Below are 20,571 nucleotides of genomic sequence, written 5' to 3' on the forward strand. Positions count from 1 at the left end.
CGGGGCTTTCGCGTGCTCCGGGGCAGGGGCGGCATCGATGGCCCGGGTATGCCCCATGGCCCAGGTCGGCGGGCGTTTCCGCAGGCGAGGAGCGTTCGAACAGGTCTCGTACATACGTTCGAGAATAGAGGTATGGTGGGGGTGGGGAAGTTGGGAACTGATGTTCGATAGTTCTGTTCGGGCAGTCCTGCGGGGCTCATGAGTGCGGGAGGTGCGGATGCCGGGCTTCACCCATCTGCACACCGTCTCCGGGTACTCCCTGCGCTACGGCGCCTCGCACCCGGAACGGCTCGCCGAGCGTGCCTCCGAGCGGGGCATGGACGCCCTCGCCCTCACCGACCGAGACTCCCTCGCCGGTGCCGTCCGCTTCGCCAAGGCCGCCGCCAGGGCCGGTGTCCGCCCGCTCTTCGGGGTGAACCTCGCGACCGTTCCGGCGGAGGCGCTACGACAGGAGAAGCGCCGTGCCCCGGTCCGCGGTGGTGCCTTCATCGACGAGTCGACACCCCGGGTCACCTTCCTCGCCCGCGACGGCGCCCGGGGCTGGGCCGACCTGTGCCGCCTGGTCACGGCGGCGCACCGGAGCGAGGGCACCCCCCTGCTGTCCTGGCCCGACAACCACGGCGACGGTCTGACCGTGCTGCTCGGACCCGGGTCGGACGTGGGGCGTGCCCTGGCCGCCGGCCGCCCCGACCGCGCCGCGAGGCTCCTCGCCCCCTGGCGCGAGGTCTACGGCGACGCCCTCCGCCTGGAAGCCGTCTGGCACGGCCGCACGGGGACCGGACCCGGCTCCCTGCGGCTGGCCGCCCGTACCGTCGGTTTCGCCGCCGAGCAGCGGATCCGCCCGGTGCTCAGCAACGCCGTCCGCTACGCCGACCCCGGCCAGGGCCCGGTCGCCGACGTCCTGGACGCGGCCCGCCGCCTGGTGCCGATCGACCCGACGAAGGAGCTGGACTCCGGGGAGGCCTGGCTCAAGGACGCGTCCGCGATGTTCCGGGCGGCCGAGCGGATCGTGGAGGCCGCGGGCTACCGGCGCGACACCGCCCACCGGCTCCTCGAACAGACCCGGGCGGCGGCCGCGGAGTGTCTGGTCGACCCCGAGGACGACCTCGGCATCGGCACCGTCCACTTCCCCGAACCGCACCTCGTCGGCGCCGGCCGGCGCACCGCCCAGCGGGCGCTGGCCTCCCGGGCGGCGGCCGGGATGGTGCTGCGCGGCTACGCGGGCAACCATGCCTACTGGGAGCGGATGCACCACGAGCTGGACATCATCGCCCACCACGGCTTCGCCTCCTACTTCCTGACGGTCGCCCAGGTCGTGGACGACGTGAAGCGGATGGGCATCCGGGTCGCCGCACGCGGCTCCGGCGCGGGCTCCCTGGTCAACCACCTCCTCGGCATCGCCAACGCCGACCCGGTCGAGCACGGGCTGCTGATGGAGCGCTTCCTGTCCAGGGAACGGGTGGTGCTGCCCGACATCGACATCGACGTGGAGTCGGCGCGCCGCCTGGAGGTCTACCGGGCGATCATCGGCCGGTTCGGCGAGGAGCGGGTCGCGACCGTCTCCATGCCGGAGACCTACCGGGTCCGGCACGCCGTCCGGGACGTGGGCGCGGCCCTGTCCATGGACCCGGCCGACATCGACCGCATCGCCAAGTCCTTCCCGCACATCCGCGCCCGCGACGCCCGGGCCGCACTGGAGGAACTGCCCGAACTGCGGGAGCTGGCGGGGGAGAAGGAGAAGTACGGCCGGCTCTGGGAACTGGTCGAAGGTCTTGACGCCCTCCCGCGCGGAATCGCCATGCACCCCTGCGGAGTGCTGCTCTCCGACGCCTCCCTGCTCTCCCGTACGCCGGTCGTGCCGACCAGCGGCGAGGGGTTCCCCATGTCGCAGTTCGACAAGGAGGACGTGGAGGACCTCGGGCTGCTCAAGCTCGATGTGCTGGGCGTGCGGATGCAGTCGGCGATGGCGCACGCGGTCGCCGAGGTGGCACGGGCGACGGGCGCCAGGATCGACCTGGACTCCGTGCCGCCGGGCGACCCGTCGACGTATCGACTCATCCAGTCCGCCGAGACGCTGGGCTGCTTCCAGATCGAGTCGCCGGGCCAGCGGGACCTGGTGGGGCGGTTGCAGCCGGCCACCTTCCACGACCTGGTCGTCGACATATCGCTGTTCCGGCCGGGGCCGGTCGCCGCCGACATGGTGCGGCCGTTCATCGAGGCGCGGCACGGACGGGCCCCCGTCCGGTACCCGCACCCCGACCTGGAGGAGGCGCTGAAGGGGACGTACGGGGTCGTCGTCTTCCACGAGCAGATCATCGACATCGTCGCCGTCATGACCGGCTGCGGGCGGGGGGAGGCCGACCGCGTGCGGCGCGGGCTGTCCGACCCGGAGTCGCAGGGGCGGATCAAGGTGTGGTTCGCGCAGCACTCGACGGCCCGCGGCTATGACGCGGAAACGATTCAGCGGACCTGGGAGATCGTCGAGGCGTTCGGGTCGTACGGCTTCTGCAAGGCGCACGCGGTGGCGTTCGCCGTACCGACGTACCAGTCGGCGTGGCTGAAGGCGCACCACCCGGCTGCCTTCTACGCCGGGTTGCTCACGCACGACCCCGGGATGTACCCGAAGCGGCTGCTGCTGGCGGACGCGCGGCGGCGCGGGGTGCCGATCCTGCCGTTGGACGTGAACAGGTCGGCGGTCACACACCGGATCGAACTGGTGTCTGATTCTCCGTCGGTGTGGGGGCTGCGGCTGGCCCTCTCCGACGTGCACGGCATCAGCGAGGCCGAGGCGGCCCGGATCGCGGACGGGCAGCCGTACGCCTCGCTGGTGGACTTCTGGGAACGGGCGCGCCCGAGCCGGCCCCTCGCGCAACGACTCGCCCAGGTCGGTGCGTTGGACGCCTTCGGCGCCAACCGCCGTGACCTGCAACTGCACCTCACCGAGCTGCACCGGGGCGCCCGGGGCGCGGGTGGCGGCCAACTCCCTCTGGCGGGCGGCCGGAAGACGGCGCCGGCCGGACTCCCGGACCTGACCTCCGCCGAGAAGCTGAGCGCCGAACTCGGCGTGCTGTCGATGGACACCTCACGCAATCTGATGGACGACCACCGGGTCTTCCTCAAGGAGCTGGGCGTGGTGTCGGCACGGCAGCTGCGCGAGACCCGGCACGGGGAGACCGTGTTGGTGGCCGGGGCCAAGGCGGCCACCCAGACCCCGCCGATCCGGTCCGGCAAGCGGGTCATCTTCACCACCCTGGACGACGGCACCGGCCTGGTCGACCTGGCCTTCTTCGACGACTCGCACGACGCCTGCGCACACACCGTCTTCCACTCCTGGCTGCTGCTGGTGCGCGGGGTGGTGCAGCGGCGCGGCCCGCGCAGCCTCAGCGTGGTCGGCTCGGCCGCCTGGAACCTCGCCGAACTCGTCGAACTGCGCGCCGAGGGCGGCTTGGACGAGGTGGCGGCCCGGCTGGCGGAGTCGGCACCGGCTCCCGAGGGCCAGGCCGGTGACGGGGTGCCGGCCGGGGACCCGACGCACGGTCGCCGTATCCACCTGTCGACCGGATACGAACTGCACCCGTGGGCCGATCTGCGCCCCGCGGGTGGGGAGGCCTCACAAGGGCCTTCCAAGGCAAGGAAGTTGTGGCACCAGAGTCCGGGGAGTGCGGGATGACCATCCTCTGCGTACGTTTCCAGCTGCCGCCGATGTACGAGGCCGCCCTGCCTGGACTGCTCGGGCTGTTGGAGGAGTTCACCCCGGTCGTCGAGGCCCTGCCACCCGACGGGGCGCTGGCCGATCTGCGGGGCGCCGAGCGCTACTTCGGGCGCAGCGCGGTCGAGTTGGCGTCGGTGATCCGGGTCCGCGCCCTCGCGCTGCACGGCGTCGACTGTGTGATCGGCGCCGGCCCCGGCCCGATGCTGGCCCGGGTGGCGCTGGGCGCGGCCCGGCCCGGGGTGACCTGCGAGATCCCCGCCGACCCGGAGGGCATCGCCGAGTTCCTCGCGGACCGGCCGGTGACCGCGCTGCCCGGGGTCGGCACGGCGACGGCCCGCACCCTGTGCGAGTACGGCCTGGACACCCTCGGCCTGGTCGCCGCCGCACCGCTCTCCACGCTCCAGCGGCTGATCGGCGCGAAGGCGGGCCGCGAACTGCGCGAGAAGGCGAACGGCGTCGACCGCGGCCGGGTCGTCCCGAACGCGGTCAGCCGCTTCCTGGCCACGGAACGCCCCTTCGAGCTCGATGAGCTGGACCCGGACCGGCACCGCCGTGCCCTGCTCTCCGCAGCCGAGGAACTGGGCGCCCGGCTGCGCGCCCTGGAGAAGGTCTGCGGCACCCTGACCCTCACCGTCCGCTACGCCGACCGCTCGTCGACGACCCGCAGCCGCACCCTCAAGGAACCGACCGCGCATTCGTCGGCGCTGGCCAGGACGGCGTACGGCATGTACGACGCGCTCGGCCTGCAGCGCGCCCGGGTCCGTGCGCTCGTCCTGCGCGCCGAGGGGCTCACCCCCGCCGAACAGGCCTCCCACCAGCTCACCTTCGACCCCGTCGACGAGAAGGTCCGCCGTATCGAGGAGGTCGCGGACCGCGCGCGGGCCAAGTTCGGCCCGCGCGCGGTGATGCCGGGCACGCTGGCCGCGTAACCCCTCTTTCGTATACGTCAGTTGGCCCACGGCGGCACGATCCGGGTGCCGTCGGTCAGCTCTGCCTCCAGGCCGATGGAGGTGGTGACCCAGGAGAGCGCGGTGTGGTCGGTCGGGTTCTCGACGGCGAGGGTGGCGCCGGGGTTGATGATGACGGTGTCACCGGCCCGGATGCGGTCGGTGCGGCCGTCGAGGGTGATCAGCAGCTCGCCGACCAGCAGATGGAAGATCTCCTCCCGGGTGACGGTGTGCGCGGGGGCCCTGGTCCCGGCCGGTATCTCCCCGCGCCACGCGCACAGTTCCTTGCTGCCGGTGAGGGGAGTGGCGTACGAGACGAAGCGGGCGCCGTGGATCTCGTGGGTGGTGGCCTCGGCGGAGCGGATGACGGGCATGGGAGCCTCCGTTGGCGATTTGGTCAAGCTGCTTGACCATTCGAGGTCTATGGTCAAGCTGCTTGACCATCTGGTCAAGGGTGTTTCAATGCCTCGTGCAGAACTCCGAGGCCATGGCCCTGTCCGCAGCCCTGCTCGCCGCAGCCGGCGAGCTGACCCACCGCATCAACGAGGGTGTCGTCGCCCGTGGCTTCGAGGGGATGAGGCCCGCCCACGGCTTCGCCTTCACGCGGCTCGCTCCCGACGGGGCCACCGTCACCGAACTCGCCGCGCACCTCGGGGTGACCAAGCAGGCGGCGAGTCAGCTTGTCGACGAAGCCGTACGGAAGGGCTATGTGGAGCGGCGGCCGCATCCCGGGGACGCCCGGGCGCGGCTGATCGTGCTCACCGAGCGGGGCTGGGCCTGCACGCGGGCGGCGGAGGAGGCGGCCGCCGAGGTCGTGGGCGAGTGGGTCGAACTGCTGGGCGAGGGTGAAGTGCGCGTGTTGGGGCAGCGTTTGGCGCGGATCGCTCCCTATGGTCCGATCAGGCCTGCCTGGTGACGGTTCGTCAGGGGTTCGGTTGAGCCACTGGTTACCACTGGAAGTTTTTACTGACGCGTAACTTCACGCTTGCACTACTCGTCCGTAACTTGATGAGTGAACAGCATCCTCGTGATCCGGATCACAGGGCGTAAGGCCGTCGCATCCCCCTTGAGCCGCAAGGAGATCACACGATGCTGCCCTGGAAGCGAGTGCTCAGACCCCTGACCGCGCTGCTCGTAGCCGCCGCAGTCGCCACCGTTCCCGCCGCCACCGCCCATGCGTCCAGCGCCCCCAGCACCGGCTGGAACGACTACTCCTGCCGCCCCTCCGCCGCCCATCCCCGCCCCGTCGTCCTGGTCCACGGCACACTCGGCAACTCCGTCGACAACTGGCTGTCCCTCGCCCCGTATCTGGAGGACCGCGGCTACTGCGTCTTCTCCCTCGACTACGGCCAACTGGACGGCGTCCCCGTCTTCTACGGCCTCGGCCCCATCGACAAGTCGGCAGAGCAACTCTCCGCCTTCGTCGACAAGGTGCTCGCCGCGACCGGCGCCGCCAAGGCCGACCTCGTAGGCCACTCCCAGGGCGGCATGATGCCGCGCTACTACCTCAAGTTCCTCGGCGGTGCCGCCAAGGTGAACGCGCTCGTCGGCCTCGCCCCCGACAACCACGGCGCCACCCTCAGCGGCCTCACCAACCTGCTGCCGTACTTCCCCGGTGCCTCGGACCTGATCAAGGCCACCACCCCCGGCCTCGCCGACCAGATCCCCGGCTCCGCCTTCCTCACCAAGCTCAACGCGGGCGGCGACACCGTCTCCGGAGTGCACTACACGGTCATCGCCACCAAGTACGACGAGGTGGCCACGCCCTGGCAGAGCCAGTACCTGAGCGGTTCGGACGTCGACAACGTCCTGCTCCAGGACCTCTGCCCGCTCGACCTCTCCGAGCACGTGGCGATCGGGCTCTTCGACCGGATCGCCTTCCACGAGGTGGCCAACGCGCTCGACCCGGCCCACGCCACCGCCACCACCTGCGCGTCGGCGTTCAGCTGAGCCGCCGCCCGACTGAACGCCGCCGGGGCCTGTCCGACCTGAGCCGCCGGTCAGGCCCCGGAGTCCTGATCACCATGGGGGTGATCAGAAAGCTAGCCCCAAGAAACCGTGAAATCGCCTGCTGGGAGCGGGCGAAGGGGATCCTTATGGTCGCCTTAAGGGAGTGCTCAGGCTGCGCTGAGGTAACTAGCGTTCGCACTATGACGAACGACGAGATCCGGCCCGCCGGGGCCGCCGATGTGCCGGCCGTGAAGGCCGTGACCGATATGGCGTACCACCACTACATCGCGCGCATCGGGGTGGTGCCGCAGCCCATGGAGGCGGACCACATGGCGAATGTGGCCGCGGGCCGGGTGTTCGTCGTCGGGGACCCGGTGGTCGGGCTCGTCGTCATCGAGGCGCACGGGGACCATCTGTTCCTCGACAGCATCGCCGTCCACCCCGACGCACACGGCCAGGGGGTGGGACGGCGGCTGCTGGAGTTCGTGGACGCACGCGCGCGTGCGCTGGGCCTGTTCGAGGTCAGGCTCTACACCAACGCGCTGATGTGGGAGAACCGGGAGATCTACCAGAAGCTCGGTTACGAAGTCGTCGAGCGACGCGTGGACGGGCCGTACGACCGCGTCCACTATCGCAAGCGACTGGACTGAAGGGCGCGGGGGAAACCGGCGCGGTCAGCCGTCCGGCCACCAGGTGCGCGCGATGTCCTTTCGCACCTCGGGGCGTCCGCTGGGGCGCTCGTCCGCCTCTTCGCGGATCCGGCGGCTTTCGCTCTTCTTCAGGGGCCTCTGCACGGTTGTGCGGCGCATGGCTGCCTCCTTCAGCGCCTACCGAGTTCCGTGATGCCACGGAGATAGACGCTTTTGGTGAGAGTTCCTCATCGATGCCGGTCTGTCAGTGGCCGCAGTCACACGGACCCGCTGTCAGTGGCGGGTGTCACCCTTGGGGCATGACGAACGAAAGTGATCGGACGGTTGCGGTGAGTGTCGACTGGGATGCGGAGGCCGCCGGCTTCGACGAGGAGCCGGATCACGGGCTGCGCGCTCCCGAGGTGCGGCTGGCCTGGGCGGACCGGCTCCGGGCCTGGCTGCCCGAACGCCCCGCCGACGTGCTCGACCTGGGCTGCGGCACCGGCAGCCTGGCCCTCCTCGCCGCCGAGCAGGGCCACCGTGTCGCCGGGGTCGACAGCTCCCCGGCGATGGTGGAGCGGGCCCGGGCGAAGCTCGCCGGCCGTGACGCGGTGTTCCTGACCGGCGACGCGGCGGCACCGCCGGTGGGCGAGCGGCTCTTCGACGTCGTGCTGGTACGGCATGTGCTGTGGGCGCTGCCCGACCCCGCACGCGTGCTGCGGCACTGGCGCGGGCTGCTGCGGCCCGGAGGGCGGTTCGTGCTGGTGGAGGGCGTGTGGGGGACCGTCACCCCGGTCGGCATACCGGCCGAGCGGCTCACCGCCCTCCTGGCACCTCTCGCTGCGGACGTGCGCGTGGAGCGGCTGTCGGCACAGACGGTGCTGTGGGGGAAGGAGGTGAGCGACGAGCGGTACGCGGTGGTGGCGACGGTGTGACGACGCCGTCAGGACAGCAGAGCCGCGAAACCGCGGCCCTCGCGGGCCAGGGCCTCCAGGGTGTCCAGCGCGGCCGCGGCCGCAGCCGCGGCCGCCGGGTCCCGCTCCGCCAGCCCGCTCTCGGCGAACTCGTCCTCGTCCAGGCGCCGTACGTCCGTGCCGTCCGCGGAGCGCCACAGGTCGAGGTCGAGGTCCTCCACGACCAGTTCGCCGCCGGTGAGCGTCGCGGGGCGGGTGATGTCGCAGTACCAGCCCTTCAGCGTGCCGTCGGCGGCGCGGACCTCCTTCACCGCGTACCAGCGGTCCCGCCAGTAGAACTCGGTGAAGACATCGCCCTTCTCGAACCGGACGAAGCCGAAGTCGCGGGTCACGTCACCGGCCCAGGGCGCGCGTACGGCGATCCGGGTGCCGTCGTCGTGCAGCAGCCCGGCGGGATAACGGATCTTCGTGCGACCCGCCTTGACCAGGACGACGTCCACCGTGGCCGTCGGCTCAGCCGAGTTCGCGGACATACCTGACCTCCGTCGCGCAGATGTCGTACCCGAACCACTTGTTGATCGCCAGCATCGGGCCGTTGCCGCTGTCGTTGCCCGTGAACGCCTCCGTACAGCCGGCGGCGCGGGCGCGGTGCAGGGAGTCGTTCTTGGCGAGTTTGGCCAGGCCCCGGCCGCGGAAGGCACGGGCCGTACCCGTCATGACGGTGCCGTAGCGCGCGCCGCCGTCGGTGCGGGCCGCGCTGAACGCCGCGGGGCGGCCGTCCACCAGGACGACCGAGGTCAGCTCGTGGCTGAACAGCGGGTGCCGCCAGGTCTCCTCCAGCCACGCCTCGTAGTCGGAGAACTCGTAGCCGATGTCGCTCGGCTCGTCCGACATCGTCTCCGCGTCCAGAGCGAAGAACGGACGCGGATCGTCGGCGAAGTCGGCGCCGGTGCGGAGTTCGACGCCCGGGGGCGGGGTCCGGAGCGGCGGGAGCGTGCCCTGTGCGAGGTCCAGGCGGAGGAAGTGGGCGGAGCGGCTCGCGGTGTAGCCGCGCCGCTCGGCGAAGGCCCGGTTGGCCGGGGCGTCCAGCACCCAGGCGTACGACGTGGTCGCGCCCACCGCCGACAGGTGCTCCTCCGCCGTACGGACGAGGAGGGCGCCGGCGCCCCGGCCGGTGCGCTCCGGATGCACGTACACGTTGGCGAAGCCCTGGCCCGGCTCGGTGCTCTCGTGGGCCAGGCCGATCTGGGCCGTGCCGATGACCTCGCCGCCCTCCTCCGCGATCAGCTGGCGGAAGCGGGCGTCGGGGTGGGTGCGTGTCAGGTCGTGGACCAGGGATTCCGGGGTGAACAGCATGAAGGGGAGGGCGCGCTGCCGGACCCGTGCGAAGCCCTCGGCGTCGGACCGGACATCGGGGCGCAGGTCGCGCACGATCACTGTCATGGGGCGCACGCTATGCGGGACGGATGCGGGATGCCTCTCATTTTCCGGCAGGTGCGGGAGAATCGGGCCGTGACCTTGAAGATCCACATCGATGACAGCGCGCCGCCGTACGAGCAGGTACGGGCACAGATCTCCGAGCAGGCGCGGGGCGGGGTGCTGCCGGTGGGGTACCGGCTGCCGACGGTCAGGGGGCTGGCCGAGTCGCTGGGCCTGGCGGTGAACACGGTGGCCAAGGCGTACCGGGCGCTGGAGACGGACGGGGTGATCGAGACGCGGGGGCGCAACGGGACGTTCGTCGCGGCGGCGGGGTCGGCGGCGGAGCGGGAAGCTGCGGTCGCCGCGCAGGCCTATGCCGACCGGGTCCGGCGGCTGGGGTTGCCGGAGGAGGAGGCCCTGGCCGCGGTGCGGGACGCCCTGCGGGCGGCTTACGGGGGATAGGGAGTTGCCGGTCGGTTGCCGAGCAGGGCTCGGCACCGCCGGATCACGCCATGGCGGCTGATCGCCGTTGCGGCGGGAAGAGATCAAGCGACGGGGAAGCATCTCAGCCGATCGTGGTCGGCTCCGGCGTACGCGTCACCGTCAGTCCCGCGCGCTTCGCTGCCTGCCCGAATGCCACCGCGTCCCGTACCGCCGCTCCGGCCGGGTCGTTGTTGAAGTACGTGTAGATGTCGGCGCTCTCGGGGTATGCCGTGGCGATGCGGTCGATCCAGGTTTCCAGGGAGCGGCGGCCGTAGCGCGGCCAGGGTGTGGCCCGGCCCTCGTGGAAGCGGACGTAGGCCCAGTCGGTGGTGCGCCAGAGCGGGGTCATGGGGTGGGCCTGGATGTCGGCCCAGCACAGGGCCGCTCCCCGGGACTCCAGGACCTCGCGGGTCTGCCGTGTCCACCAGGAGTCATGGCGGGGTTCCACCGCGACGCGCGTGCCGCGCGGGAAGCACGCCAGGCACGCGTCCAGCAGGGCCGGGTCCGCCTTGAGCGTCGGCGGGAGCTGGACGAGGACCGGGCCCAGCCGGTCGCCCAGGCCCGCCGCGTGGGTCATCAGGCGGTCGACCGGCTCCCCGGGGTCCTTGAGGCGTTTGATGTGCGTGAGATAGCGGCTCGCCTTGACCGCGATCACGAAGTCCGCAGGGACCCGGTCCCGCCAGGACGCGAAGTTCTCCCTCGACGGGAGGCGGTAGAACGCGTTGTTCAGCTCCACCGTCGTGAAGTGCGCCGCGTACTCCTCCAGCCACAGCCGCACGGGCACATCGGCCGGGTACAGGACGCCCCGCCAGTCCTTGTACTGCCAGCCCGACGTTCCGATGAACAGGGGCATACCCCCATCAAAGCACTGCAGGTGCCGCCCTGCTCCAGGCGCTACAGGTACAGCCCCGCGTCCGCGCCCTCCCGGGCCCCCGGTACCGACGTCGGTGACGTGCCCCGGCGCAGTGCGTACAGCTCCGCCAGGGTCGCCCCGTCCCGGCCCACGGCATCCTCCCGGCCGACGGCCTCCCTGCCGAGCCAGTTCACCGCCTCGCGGTGGGTCAGCGGGCCCACCTCGATCCGGGCCAGGCAGCGGCCGGGGCGGACGACGGCCGGGTGCAGACGCTCCAGGTCCTCGTTGGTGGTGACGCCGACCAGGACGTTACGGCCCTGGCCGAGCAGGCCGTCCGTGAGGTTCAGCAGCCTCGACAGCGCCTGGCCCGCCGTGTGCTTGGCCTCGCCGCGGATCAGTTCGTCGCAGTCCTCGAGGAGGAGCAGCCGCCAGCGGCCCTTGCCGGCGCCGTCCTCCTCGCCGATCGCGATGTCCATCAGATAACCGACGTCGGAGAAGAGCCGTTCGGGGTCGAGGACGCAGTCCACCTGGCACCAGTCCCGCCAGGAGCGGGCGAGGGTGCGCAGCGCGGAGGTCTTGCCGGTGCCCGGCGGGCCGTGCAGGAGCAGCAGCCGGCCCGCGATGTCCTCCGGTGTCGTCTTCATCAGGCGGTCCATCGCGTCCGCCACCGGTGCCGTGTAGTTGGCGCGGACCTCGTCCCAGGTGCCGGCGGAGATCTGCCGGGTGGTGCGGTGCGGGCCGCGGCGCGGCGAGACGTACCAGAAGCCCATCGGCACGTTCTCCGGCTGCGGTTCCGGCTCGTCCGCCGCGCCGTCCGTCGCCTCGTTCAGCACCTTCGAGGCCAGCTCGGCGGTGGTCGCGGTGACGGTCACGTCCGCGCCCCGGTTCCAGCGGGAGACCAGCAACGTCCAGCCGTCGCCCTCCGCCAGGGTCGCGCTGCGGTCGTCGTCGCGGGCCACCCGCAGCACCCGCGCCTCCTTCGGCAGCAGGGTCGCCCCGGTGCGCACCCGGTCGATGTTGGCCGCGTGCGAGTACGGCTGCTCGCCCGTCGCGAAGCGGCCGAGGAACAGCGCGTCGACGACGTCGGACGGGGAGTCGGAGTCGTCGACGTTGAGCCGGATCGGCAGCGTCTCGTGCGGCTTGGCAGACATGCCGCCATGATCCGCCACCGGGGCCCGCAGCGCACCCGTTTTCCGAAGTGGGCGGGGAGTGTCGGGTGTGCACCGAGCTTCCGGAGTATCCGGAGTGCCCCCATCCCATACACCAGCACCTGTTACACAGCTGTCGATCCCCGATACCTGTCCCCGGGGCGATTTCCGCCATTAATGTTGTCCTTGATGGGACGTCATGGGTGGAATTCGGGGGCTCGGCGGTGGCGGCTCACCGCCCTGCTCGGTGTGGGCGTGGCCGCTCTCGCCCTGATCGTGGCACTGGTCAACACGCTTCCAGGGGGCGGCGGCACCGCGGGCACGACCCGCGACGGCGACAAGGTGCACGGCACCCCGGGCACCCCGCCGGACAGGACGGAGCCGTACGTGGGCTGGGGCTTCACCCACACCCAGTACAGCGCCGACGAGGGCAGCGGGACCGCCACCGAGCGGGTCGAGAGCCTGCTGGCCAAGGACGCCGGGATGCCGCAGGACCAGGCCATCATGGGCTGGGGCGCCGACAACCCCGAGCCGGTGAAGGGCCGTTACGACTTCGGCGCCCTGGACCGCCGGGTCGACTTCATGCGCAGGTCGGGCGGCACCCCGGTGATCACCCTGTGCTGCTCGCCGGACTGGATGAAGGGCGGCAGGGCCGGCGTCGACAACACGAACTGGAGCCAGGCCGCCCTGGAGACCGCGCCCACCCCCGACCACTACCAGGACTACGCGGACCTCGCCGCGACCGTCGCCAAGCGCTACCCGGACGTACGGCACTTCATCGTCTGGAACGAGTTCAAGGGCTTCTGGAACAACGCCAAGGGCCGCTGGGACTACGAGGGCTACACCGAGCTCTACAACCTCGTCTACAAGGCGTTGAAGGCCGTGAACAAGGACATCATGGTCGGCGGGCCGTACCTCGTCATGGACAGCTTCGACCCGCGCCAGACCGAGAACGCCTCCACCACCCTCAAGGGCGACTGGGGCGTCCTGGACCAGCGGGTCGTCGACGCCTTCGACTACTGGAACACCCACAAGGCGGGCGCCGACTTCGTGGTCGTCGACGGGTCCAGCTACACCAACGACGACGACCTGCTGCCCGACGAGTTCGCGGCCACGCGGAAACTGACGTACGTCAGCGAGTGGATACGGAAGCAGACGCACGACCTCCCGCTGTGGTGGGCCGAGTACTACGTCGAGCCGGCCGACGGCAACGACCGGCGCGACGGCTGGACCGAGGAGCACCGGGTCGCCGTCCAGGCCACCGGCATGATCGCCCTGGTCGAGGGCGGCGCCGACTCCGGCTTCTACTGGAACCCGGAGGACGAGAAGGGCGGCGACTGCCCCGGCTGTCTGTGGACGACGACCGACAGCGGGGACGGCGGGCGGGAACTGCCCATGTACGACCTGGTGTCGAGGTTCGGGAAGGCGTTCCCGCCGGGGACCACGTACGAGACGGTCTCCGTCGCCAAGGACGACGTACCCAACGTCCGCGTCCTCGCCAGTGACCGGACGATCCTGGTCGTCAACACCCTCGACCGGGCGATCAGCGCCCAGGTGGACGGCAAGCGGTTCGACATGCAGCCGTACGAGGTGAAGTGGCTCACCAGGTGAACCGGGAGAACCGGATGCACCGGGTGAGCCACTTCGGACCCCTCACCTGAGGTCAGTCACGCAGGCCAGTCACTTGAGGGTCAGGAACCGCTGCGCCAACGACGCCAGCAGCACCGCCAGCAGCGGCAGCGAGAACCAGAAACTGCCCTGCAGCAGACGGATCTGACGCACCCCGGGCCGTACCGCGACCCGGACCACCTCGCGTGCCGTCAGCAGCAGGATCAGTGCGACGGCGGCGAGACCGCCGATCACCGACCACGGCGTCCAGGTGATCCGCGGCCCGATCGGCCCCGGATCCGGCTTCGCGACCGCGCCCGCGGGCTGCTTGCGCAGCGCGTACATGGTCACGTCGTCGTTGACCAGGACCTTCGTCAGCCCCTGCCGGTTGTCCAGGTTCTCGACCAGCCGGCTCTCCCAGGTCGCCGAGTACCCGGCGTCCATCTGGAGATAGGTCACCTGACTCCTGTTGATCATCAGATAGGAGTTCGGGCCGGCGTCCTTGAGTGCCTTGACCAGGCTCGACACCAGGACCGGGTCGGTCGGCGCGAGCGTGGGCACGTAGTCGACCCGCTCCATGTCCTTCGCGCCCCACGGAATCGCCGGGGTGACGTCGTTGACCGTGTCGTTGCTCAGCCACAGCAGCCGTACCGTCGGCTTGTCGTGGGCGTAGACATAGTCCATGGCGGCGACCTCGCCGGGCCGTACCCGCTCGAAGGACTCGTTGCCCCAACGGGCCACCAGGAAGCCGCCCATGAGCAGCAGGCCCGCCAGCAGCGCGGCCACCGGGGCCAGACTGACCCGGTCCTTCTCGCGCTCCTTCTCGGTGGCACCGGTGCGCGGGAACAGGGCGAGCGCGGCGAGCAGGGCCGCGCCCGGCAGCGCGAACATGAAGACGCGCAGCGCCATCTCGCCGCCGTACGACTGCATGCCGAAGCCCAGGAACGGGACGAAGGTCAGGACCAGCAGGGAACGCTCGCGGTACCGGTGGAAGCGGCGGCGCCACCAGCCCCAGACCGCGAACGTCATCATGCTGCCGGCCAGCAGGACCCGGACGTACAGGACCAGTTTGTGGGTCGAACTGCCACCCTGGATACGGCCGGAGACGGACGTGGTGACATTGCTGCCGACCCCGCCGACGCCGCCGAACAGCTCGTTGAAGTGACCGGACCAGTACGGCTCGGCCATGAAGCCCAGCCAGACGGCCGCGACCACCCCGAACAGGATGGGCAGGCCGCGCAGTTCGGACCTGCCGATCAGGACCAGGGCGGCCAGTACGCCCAGCATCACGAACGGGGTGAGCTGGTGCGCCGGGACGGTCGCCGCGAACAGGCCGATCAGCACCATGAGGAGCACGGCCTGCTGGCGGCGGTCGGCGGGCTCGACCTCCGCCTCGCCCGGACGGTACTTCGTCCAGATCATGTGCGGGGCGCGGAACCAGACGAGCAGGATCGCCACGAACACCAGGTAGAGCAGATAGGTGAAGCCCTGCGGGGAGAAGTAGTCCTGGCCGACCCAGCCGCACAGCACGAAGATCCAGATGCCGGTCCACTTCGCCCGCCAGCTCGCCCGCATCGACCGTACGAGCAGGAACATCGGTGCCAGATAGGCCAGTTGGATGAAGGTCGGCCACCAGCGGATGACCTCGGTGAAGTCGGTGATCCCGCAGGCCTTGCCGATGAACGCGGCCGCCGCGAAGAACCCGGGCCAGCTCCAGCGGGCGTCCAGGTCGGGTACGGCCGAGCCGGTGCGGTCGATGTAGTCGATGAAGCCGAGATGCTGCCAGGCGGTCGGGAAGCGTGGCTCCGTCTCGATGACCGCCGGCAGCGCGTGCAGCGACACGACCGTCGCCAGCAGGGTGACCAGCAGCAGCGCCTTGTGCTCCCGGCGCAGCCACAGGAGCGCGGCGAACACCGTGATCAGCAGCGCCGCTCCGACCAGTGTCGGCAGGGGCAGCACCGAGATCAGCCCCAGCCCGCCCATCCGGTCCAGGTCGGCGTCGTCCAGCCGGGCCGCCGGCACCCAGTACAGCAACAGCGCGGCGACGAGGAGGCAGCCGAGGACGACCCCCGGGCGGGTGGGTGTCAGCCGCTCCCGCAGCGAGAGCGCGGGCGTGGACTCCTCGGGAGGCTCGGCCGGCGGCTCGCTCTTCCCCTCCGGTACGACCGCCTCCCCGAACGGCGCGTCGACCTCCGCCTCCTTCAGCAGTGAGGCCTCGGCAGGACCGAGCGAGGCCTCCGAGCCCGGTTCACGCTGTTCCACGGGCAACCCCAGGTTCCGCGGTGGGCGCAGTGCCCACGTGGGCCGGTCGGCAGGCCGGTCGGCAGGCCGGTCGGCAGGCCGGTCGTCGGGTCGTACAACGGGCGTACCCGTGGGCGGAGTTCCCGGACCCGGCCGGACGTCCGGCCGCCGTTCCACGTGGTCGAAGTCGACATGGATGCCGAGGGCGAGGGTGTCGGAGTCCAGCGCCCAGGCCGGGCCCCGCCTGCGTGGCGGCGCGGCGGGCGGGGCCATGGAGGTCCCCCCGCTCGAGCGAAGCCGAGAGTGGGGGAGCGCCCCCAGGTCGGCGAGGTCCCCGTCCGGTGCCGCGTCCTCCGGTACCTCGGCCGCGGCCGCCCGGAGGGTCCGCCAGAGCTTCGGCGCGGCGATCGTCACGATCACCGCGAGGCTGGAGATCTCGGCCACGCCCGCGCCGGTCAGCCCCATCCGGGGCAGCAGCAGCAGGGTCAGGCCGAGCACCAGCACGCACAACAGCCCCTGCAGCCAGGCCAGTCCGCCCGTGCGGCTCTGCGCCCGCAGTACCGCGAAGTACGTCTCCATCACGACCCGGAGCAGCGCGCCGACCGCGAACCAGCGCAGCAGCGGGGTCGCCGCGTCCGCGTAGCCGGGGCCGAACACGCCGAGGATCCAGGGCGCCCCGACGAACAGCACCGTGCAGATGGGGATCATGATGCGGGCCATCCGCTTCAGCGCGGCCCGGGTGTTGGCCGCGAGGCGGGCCGGGTCGTGCGAGCCCTCGACGGTCAGCGAGGCGCCCATGTTGATGGCGAGCAGGTTGGTGGTGCCGCCGATGGTGGTGGTGATGTAGAAGTACGCGTTGTCCTTGGAGCTGACCTGCGAGGCGATGATCACCGGGACCAGGTAGACCACGGCGAGGGAGAACAGCGAGCCGGTGTAGTCGCCGGCCAGGAACCTGCCGATCTCCTTCAGCGTGGGCGGTTTCGCGTGGTCCGCGGTGGCCTTGATGTGCCGGGGCACCAGCCGCCGGAACACCAGCCAGCCCAGCGGTACGAACGAGGTGGCGATCGCGGCGACCCAGGAGACGAAGACACCGGCCATCGGGATCGCGGCCGCGAAGGCGACAAGGAGCGCCAGCTTGACCGCGGAGAACACGGTGTTGCCGACCGGCACCCAGGGCGCGCTGCGCAGCCCGGTCAGCACCCCGTCCTGGAGCGTGAGCAGGTTCCAGGCGATCACCGCGCCCACGAATCCGAGCCCGGCCGGCGGCCCGTGCAGGAAGCGGTACGACGGCCCCCACACGCCCAGTGTCATCAGGAAGACGCCGGCGGCCAGTGCCACGATCAGCGAACTTCCCGCGTAGGTGCGGAAGATGAGTCGTCCGGTGGCTTTGCCAGCGACCGGTATGAAGCGGGCCAGGGCGCCGGTCAGGGTGACCGCGGTCAGGCCCGCGAGGAGCTTCATGGCGGCGATGGCGGCGGAGCCCTGGCCGACCGCGGACTCCGAGTAGTAGCGGGCCGCGGCCAGCCAGAAGCCGAGGCCCAGCACGGCGGAGATGCCGGTGTTGAGCATCAGCGCATAGGCGTTCCGGAAGAGCGGGCTGCCGCCGGACGAACCCCGTCCGGGCAGGCGAAGACGGCGCCCCGACTGCTCGGGCGCCGGCGTCTGGGGTGTTGCGGCCTCGGTTGTGGTGGTCGTGTCAGACACGGGAACGGCTGGCCTTCCGGCGGACCTGGCGGGCTCTGCGGAGAACGGCGTACCCCTTGGTGAGGGCACGGTCCCTGGCGAAGTTGCGGGCGATCGCTCGGCCTTCGAGCAGTCGCGTGAACTCCTCGACGTCGGTGCTGCGGCGCACGGTGACGCGTTGCAGCGCGTACGGACCCTGGTGGCGGCGGGCGAGACCGTTGCCGACCGCGAGCGCCTGGGCGAACCCGCACTCGCGCACGGCCCGCCGGACCCGGCGGCTGGAGTAGCCGTACGGGTAGGCGAACGAGACGGGTGCGGCGCCCAGTTCCTCGGTGAGGATCTCCCGGCATCCCACCAGCTCCGTGCGCAGCCGGTCGTCGTCCAGCTGGTCGAGCTGCGGATGGGTGTGGCTGTGACCACCGAGCTCGCAGCCGGCGCCCTCGAGTTCGCGCACCTGGTCCCAGTCGAGCATGGTGTCCAGGCCGCCTCCGGTGTCGTACGCGCCCCTGATCCAGCCCGTCGAGACGAACAGGGTGAACGCGAAACCGTGCTTGGCGAGGACCGGCAGGGCGTGGCGGTGCACGCCCTCGTAGCCGTCGTCGAAGGTGATCAGGACGGGGCGGTGGGGGAGCGGGCCTCCCGAGCGCCAGCTCGCCGCCAGGGCGGCCGTGGTGACCGGCGTCAGCCCCAGGTCGCCGATGAGTGCCATCTGCTCGGCGAACGCCTCCGGCGCCACCGAGAGCGCGCGGGTGGCGTCGTTCGGCGCGGTCGCGACCGAGTGGTACATGAGGATCGGCACCGGTGCCTCAGCCATGGGTTCCCCCCTCGATCCCGGCGACGGAGAAGGCCGCCCCGCCCCGCCGTGCCCGTACGCTGCCCACCACATAGCCGCCGGCCGCCGTCAGCACCCCGGCGACGATCGCGCCCGCGCGGCCCGCGCCGCCAGGCCGGGCCAGCAGTGCGTCCCGCAGGCCACGAGCGACCCCGGCGGGCAGCACACGCGTGGTGTACCGGCGTTCGGACTCCAGGCCCTTGTCGGCGCCCACGCTGCGGGCGACGAGAGCTTTGGAGAGGCCCTCGGCGAAGGCGCGGGTGCGGAAGTAACCGAAGTGTTCGCGGGCTTCCGGGACCCGGTGGTGGATCACCGCGCGGTCGTCGATGAGCAGTACGGCGTCCGGGCGGGCCCGGGTGAGGCGGATGCACAGCTCCGTCTCCTCGCAGCCCAGCGGGCGCTTGTCGCCGTCGCGGCCGATGCCGGTGGCGAAGCCGCCCGCCGCGTCGAAGGCCGTACGCCGGAAAGAAGCGTTTCCCCCGAGGACGTTGCGGACCCGGACCCGCCCGGCGGGCAGGCCCTTGTAGGTGCAGCCGACCACCCAGTCGAACTCCTCCGGGAACCAGTCCGGCCGGCGGCCCGAGGCCCAGATCGGCATGGTCCGGCCGCCGACGGCCATCACCTTCGGGTCGGCGTACCCCTCGGCGAAGCGGCGCAGCCAGTCCCGCTCGGCCACGGCGTCGTCGTCGAGGAAGGCGATCACCTCGCCGTAGGAGGCGGCGATGCCGGTGTTGCGGCCCGCGGACAGGCCGCGGGGGCCCGCGTTGGCGAGCACCCGCACCTCAGTGCCCTCCGTGGGCTCCTTGTACTCCTTCGTGAGCCGTTCCAGGAGCGCCGGGTTGTGGTCGACGACCAGCAGGGTCTCCAGCGCCGGATACGACTGTGCGCGCACCGAGGAGACCGCCGCGAGGATGTCCTCCCAGCGGTCCTCGGTGTAGACGCAGATCACGACGGAGATGTCGGGATCGCTCAAGACGACTCTCCCCGACCGGTGGTGAGCATCGGGGAGTGCCGCACCTGCCGGCGCAGGTCACGCCGGTTGGAGCGCTCCTTGAGGATCACCTTGAGCACCCGCAGTCCGTCGCGTACGGCGCGCAGGTTGCTGGTGCCGTGGATGCGGAGGTACTCGTAGCTGGGGATCTCCTGCACCTTCAGGCCCGCCTTGACCACCCGGATGTTGATCAGGGTCTCGATCTCGAAGCCGGTGCAGTCGAGGTCGATCTTGTCGAGGCAGTGCCGCCAGAACGCGTTGTATCCGTAGCAGAGGTCGGTGTAGCGGGCGCCGAACTTGCGGTTGACGACCGTGCACAGCGCCCAGTTGCCGAGCTTGCGGATGAAGGTCATGTCGTCCGTGCCGCCGCCGTTGGCGAAGCGGGAGCCCTTGGCGAAGTCGGCGCCCGAGACCAGGGCGGAGACATACGAGACGATCTCGTGGCCGTCGGCCGAGCCGTCCGCGTCCACCATGACGATGATGTCGCCGGTGCACGCCTCGAACCCGGTGATCAGGGCATCCCCCTTGCCCTTGCCACGCTGTTCGACGACTTTCACCTCGGGCCACAACTCCCGTGCGACTTCCACGGTGTTGTCGGTGGAATTGCCGTCGACAAGAACCACTTCGTGTATCCAGCCCGGAAGTGTCTTGAAGACGTAGGGGAGATTCTCCGCCTCATTCATGGCGGGGATCACCACGCTCACCGGCGGTGTGATCGCCAGGTGAGAGGAGATCGGCCGGTATTCGGCCGCCATTAAAGGATCTTGGCCCGAAGTCGGCGGGCGCAGAACAGAACTCATGAGTCTTGTCCCTCTCGTCCGGTGGACCGCCCGCCCCTGGGCGGCCCGGCTTGGTATCCGGTTCGAAAGGGGGGTTCTCACCCGTGGCGTGGAGAACGGATCTCCGTACCCGCAGGTGAGCTGGCAAAGCTGGCCGGGCAGCCGGAAAACGGCAGCCGGTCGCGCGGCACGACTCGGAAACGACAGTGGTCACACGCGAAACTGCTGTGGTCACACATATTGCGGTCACCGAGCACGGCACCCCCCTACCGCGCCCCGCTCCGGAACATCGCGGTCCTTGAGCCCTCCCCTAGAGCCGCTTGATGATGATCCGGTGCGGGTTGTGAGATGTACGACGATATTGACGATTGGACCAGTATGG

Annotated in this window: 18 protein-coding genes; 8 read left to right on the forward strand and 10 right to left on the reverse strand. The window is 71.0% G+C overall.

The annotated features are described in order from the left end of the window. Nucleotides 1-217: 217 nt before the first annotated feature. Nucleotides 218-3,670 (forward strand): DNA polymerase III subunit alpha, encoded by a 3,453-nt coding sequence (locus ACIRR9_RS35700; RefSeq protein WP_403760666.1) that lies wholly within the window; start codon nucleotides 218-220, stop codon nucleotides 3,668-3,670. Next, nucleotides 3,667-4,641, forward strand: coding sequence for a DNA polymerase thumb domain-containing protein (locus ACIRR9_RS35705; protein WP_403760669.1), 975 nt, complete (start codon nucleotides 3,667-3,669; stop codon nucleotides 4,639-4,641). The genes ACIRR9_RS35700 and ACIRR9_RS35705 overlap by 4 nt, the downstream gene beginning before the upstream one ends. Before the next feature lie 17 nt (nucleotides 4,642-4,658). Here ACIRR9_RS35705 and ACIRR9_RS35710 read toward each other — a convergent pair whose 3' ends face one another. Further along, nucleotides 4,659-5,033 carry a cupin domain-containing protein gene (locus tag ACIRR9_RS35710; RefSeq protein WP_403760673.1) on the reverse strand — a complete coding sequence of 125 codons (375 nt, stop codon included), beginning with the start codon at nucleotides 5,031-5,033 and terminating at the stop codon, nucleotides 4,659-4,661. Nucleotides 5,034-5,128: 95 nt separating this feature from the next. Between ACIRR9_RS35710 and ACIRR9_RS35715 the strand changes: the two genes are divergently transcribed. The 3 genes from ACIRR9_RS35715 (at nucleotide 5,129) to ACIRR9_RS35725 (ending at nucleotide 7,259) form a co-directional block, all read left to right on the forward strand. Continuing rightward, nucleotides 5,129-5,575 (forward strand): MarR family winged helix-turn-helix transcriptional regulator, encoded by a 447-nt coding sequence (locus tag ACIRR9_RS35715; protein WP_403760675.1) that lies wholly within the window; start codon nucleotides 5,129-5,131, stop codon nucleotides 5,573-5,575. Nucleotides 5,576-5,748: 173 nt separating this feature from the next. Further along, a complete protein-coding gene (locus tag ACIRR9_RS35720; protein ID WP_403760678.1) occupies nucleotides 5,749-6,609 on the forward strand; it encodes an esterase/lipase family protein in 861 nt (286 codons plus the stop codon). Nucleotides 6,610-6,809: 200 nt separating this feature from the next. After that, nucleotides 6,810-7,259 carry a GNAT family N-acetyltransferase gene (locus ACIRR9_RS35725; RefSeq protein ID WP_403760681.1) on the forward strand — a complete coding sequence of 150 codons (450 nt, stop codon included), beginning with the start codon at nucleotides 6,810-6,812 and terminating at the stop codon, nucleotides 7,257-7,259. Between the two features lie 24 nt (nucleotides 7,260-7,283). On the opposite strand, the gene ACIRR9_RS35730 is transcribed toward ACIRR9_RS35725, so the two are convergent. Beyond that, complete coding sequence (locus ACIRR9_RS35730) at nucleotides 7,284-7,418, reverse strand: hypothetical protein (protein ID WP_403760683.1); 135 nt, start codon at nucleotides 7,416-7,418, stop codon at nucleotides 7,284-7,286. 140 nt (nucleotides 7,419-7,558) lie between these two features. Here ACIRR9_RS35730 and ACIRR9_RS35735 point away from each other — a divergent pair, with 140 nt between their 5' ends. After that, entirely contained in the window at nucleotides 7,559-8,173 is a 615-nt protein-coding gene (locus ACIRR9_RS35735; protein WP_403760686.1) for a class I SAM-dependent methyltransferase, read from the forward strand. 8 nt (nucleotides 8,174-8,181) lie between these two features. Here ACIRR9_RS35735 and ACIRR9_RS35740 read toward each other — a convergent pair whose 3' ends face one another. Together ACIRR9_RS35740 and ACIRR9_RS35745 are read right to left on the reverse strand one after the other, a co-directional pair. Next, on the reverse strand, nucleotides 8,182-8,685 hold the full coding sequence (locus ACIRR9_RS35740; protein WP_384561851.1) for a DUF402 domain-containing protein: 504 nt from the start codon (nucleotides 8,683-8,685) through the stop codon (nucleotides 8,182-8,184). Next, nucleotides 8,666-9,595 (reverse strand): GNAT family N-acetyltransferase, encoded by a 930-nt coding sequence (locus tag ACIRR9_RS35745; RefSeq protein WP_403760689.1) that lies wholly within the window; start codon nucleotides 9,593-9,595, stop codon nucleotides 8,666-8,668. The genes ACIRR9_RS35740 and ACIRR9_RS35745 overlap by 20 nt, the downstream gene beginning before the upstream one ends. A gap of 69 nt (nucleotides 9,596-9,664) precedes the next feature. Between ACIRR9_RS35745 and ACIRR9_RS35750 the strand changes: the two genes are divergently transcribed. Then, nucleotides 9,665-10,033 (forward strand): GntR family transcriptional regulator, encoded by a 369-nt coding sequence (locus ACIRR9_RS35750; protein WP_365342291.1) that lies wholly within the window; start codon nucleotides 9,665-9,667, stop codon nucleotides 10,031-10,033. Nucleotides 10,034-10,136: 103 nt separating this feature from the next. On the opposite strand, the gene ACIRR9_RS35755 is transcribed toward ACIRR9_RS35750, so the two are convergent. Both ACIRR9_RS35755 and ACIRR9_RS35760 read right to left on the reverse strand, forming a co-directional pair. Then, a complete protein-coding gene (locus tag ACIRR9_RS35755) occupies nucleotides 10,137-10,907 on the reverse strand; it encodes a DUF72 domain-containing protein (RefSeq protein ID WP_403760692.1) in 771 nt (256 codons plus the stop codon). A 41-nt stretch (nucleotides 10,908-10,948) separates the two neighbouring features. Further along, nucleotides 10,949-12,058, reverse strand: coding sequence for a DUF5925 domain-containing protein (locus ACIRR9_RS35760; protein WP_403760695.1), 1,110 nt, complete (start codon nucleotides 12,056-12,058; stop codon nucleotides 10,949-10,951). A 186-nt stretch (nucleotides 12,059-12,244) separates the two neighbouring features. Here ACIRR9_RS35760 and ACIRR9_RS35765 point away from each other — a divergent pair, with 186 nt between their 5' ends. Then, nucleotides 12,245-13,666, forward strand: a complete 1,422-nt coding sequence (locus tag ACIRR9_RS35765) for a xylan 1,4-beta-xylosidase (protein WP_403760698.1) — start codon at nucleotides 12,245-12,247, stop codon at nucleotides 13,664-13,666. Between the two features lie 69 nt (nucleotides 13,667-13,735). Here the strand turns inward: ACIRR9_RS35765 and ACIRR9_RS35770 are convergent, their stop codons facing one another. The 4 genes from ACIRR9_RS35770 to ACIRR9_RS35785 are packed head-to-tail and all read right to left on the reverse strand — an operon-like array spanning nucleotide 13,736 to nucleotide 20,210. Next, nucleotides 13,736-17,608, reverse strand: a complete 3,873-nt coding sequence (locus ACIRR9_RS35770; RefSeq protein ID WP_403760701.1) for a lipopolysaccharide biosynthesis protein — start codon at nucleotides 17,606-17,608, stop codon at nucleotides 13,736-13,738. Then, a complete protein-coding gene (locus ACIRR9_RS35775; RefSeq protein WP_403760704.1) occupies nucleotides 17,601-18,401 on the reverse strand; it encodes a polysaccharide deacetylase family protein in 801 nt (266 codons plus the stop codon). Before ACIRR9_RS35775 ends, ACIRR9_RS35770 begins: the two co-directional genes overlap by 8 nt. Then, nucleotides 18,394-19,392, reverse strand: coding sequence for a glycosyltransferase family 2 protein (locus tag ACIRR9_RS35780; RefSeq protein WP_403760707.1), 999 nt, complete (start codon nucleotides 19,390-19,392; stop codon nucleotides 18,394-18,396). The genes ACIRR9_RS35775 and ACIRR9_RS35780 overlap by 8 nt, the downstream gene beginning before the upstream one ends. Further along, nucleotides 19,389-20,210: a glycosyltransferase family 2 protein gene (locus ACIRR9_RS35785; protein WP_365342276.1), complete on the reverse strand. Its 822-nt coding sequence runs from the start codon at nucleotides 20,208-20,210 to the stop codon at nucleotides 19,389-19,391. The genes ACIRR9_RS35780 and ACIRR9_RS35785 overlap by 4 nt, the downstream gene beginning before the upstream one ends. Nucleotides 20,211-20,571: the final 361 nt, after the last annotated feature.

Source organism: Streptomyces sp. NPDC101234, assembly GCF_044767525.1.
GTDB lineage: Bacteria > Actinomycetota > Actinomycetes > Streptomycetales > Streptomycetaceae > Streptomyces > Streptomyces sasae.

What these genes read in the sequence shown, in the direction of transcription:
- ACIRR9_RS35720 (WP_403760678.1), top strand. Translation starts at nt 5,749, where the DNA reads ATGCTGCCCTGGAAGCGAGTGCTCAGACCCCTGACCGCGCTGCTCGTA.
- ACIRR9_RS35700 (WP_403760666.1), top strand. Translation starts at nt 218, where the DNA reads ATGCCGGGCTTCACCCATCTGCACACCGTCTCCGGGTACTCCCTGCGC.
- ACIRR9_RS35710 (WP_403760673.1), bottom strand. Translation starts at nt 5,033, where the DNA reads ATGCCCGTCATCCGCTCCGCCGAGGCCACCACCCACGAGATCCACGGC.
- ACIRR9_RS35765 (WP_403760698.1), top strand. Translation starts at nt 12,245, where the DNA reads ATGGGACGTCATGGGTGGAATTCGGGGGCTCGGCGGTGGCGGCTCACC.
- ACIRR9_RS35705 (WP_403760669.1), top strand. Translation starts at nt 3,667, where the DNA reads ATGACCATCCTCTGCGTACGTTTCCAGCTGCCGCCGATGTACGAGGCC.
- ACIRR9_RS35760 (WP_403760695.1), bottom strand. Translation starts at nt 12,058, where the DNA reads ATGTCTGCCAAGCCGCACGAGACGCTGCCGATCCGGCTCAACGTCGAC.
- ACIRR9_RS35775 (WP_403760704.1), bottom strand. Translation starts at nt 18,401, where the DNA reads ATGGCTGAGGCACCGGTGCCGATCCTCATGTACCACTCGGTCGCGACC.
- ACIRR9_RS35735 (WP_403760686.1), top strand. Translation starts at nt 7,559, where the DNA reads ATGACGAACGAAAGTGATCGGACGGTTGCGGTGAGTGTCGACTGGGAT.
- ACIRR9_RS35755 (WP_403760692.1), bottom strand. Translation starts at nt 10,907, where the DNA reads ATGCCCCTGTTCATCGGAACGTCGGGCTGGCAGTACAAGGACTGGCGG.
- ACIRR9_RS35740 (WP_384561851.1), bottom strand. Translation starts at nt 8,685, where the DNA reads ATGTCCGCGAACTCGGCTGAGCCGACGGCCACGGTGGACGTCGTCCTG.
- ACIRR9_RS35745 (WP_403760689.1), bottom strand. Translation starts at nt 9,595, where the DNA reads ATGACAGTGATCGTGCGCGACCTGCGCCCCGATGTCCGGTCCGACGCC.
- ACIRR9_RS35785 (WP_365342276.1), bottom strand. Translation starts at nt 20,210, where the DNA reads ATGAGTTCTGTTCTGCGCCCGCCGACTTCGGGCCAAGATCCTTTAATG.
- ACIRR9_RS35730 (WP_403760683.1), bottom strand. Translation starts at nt 7,418, where the DNA reads ATGCGCCGCACAACCGTGCAGAGGCCCCTGAAGAAGAGCGAAAGCCGC.
- ACIRR9_RS35725 (WP_403760681.1), top strand. Translation starts at nt 6,810, where the DNA reads ATGACGAACGACGAGATCCGGCCCGCCGGGGCCGCCGATGTGCCGGCC.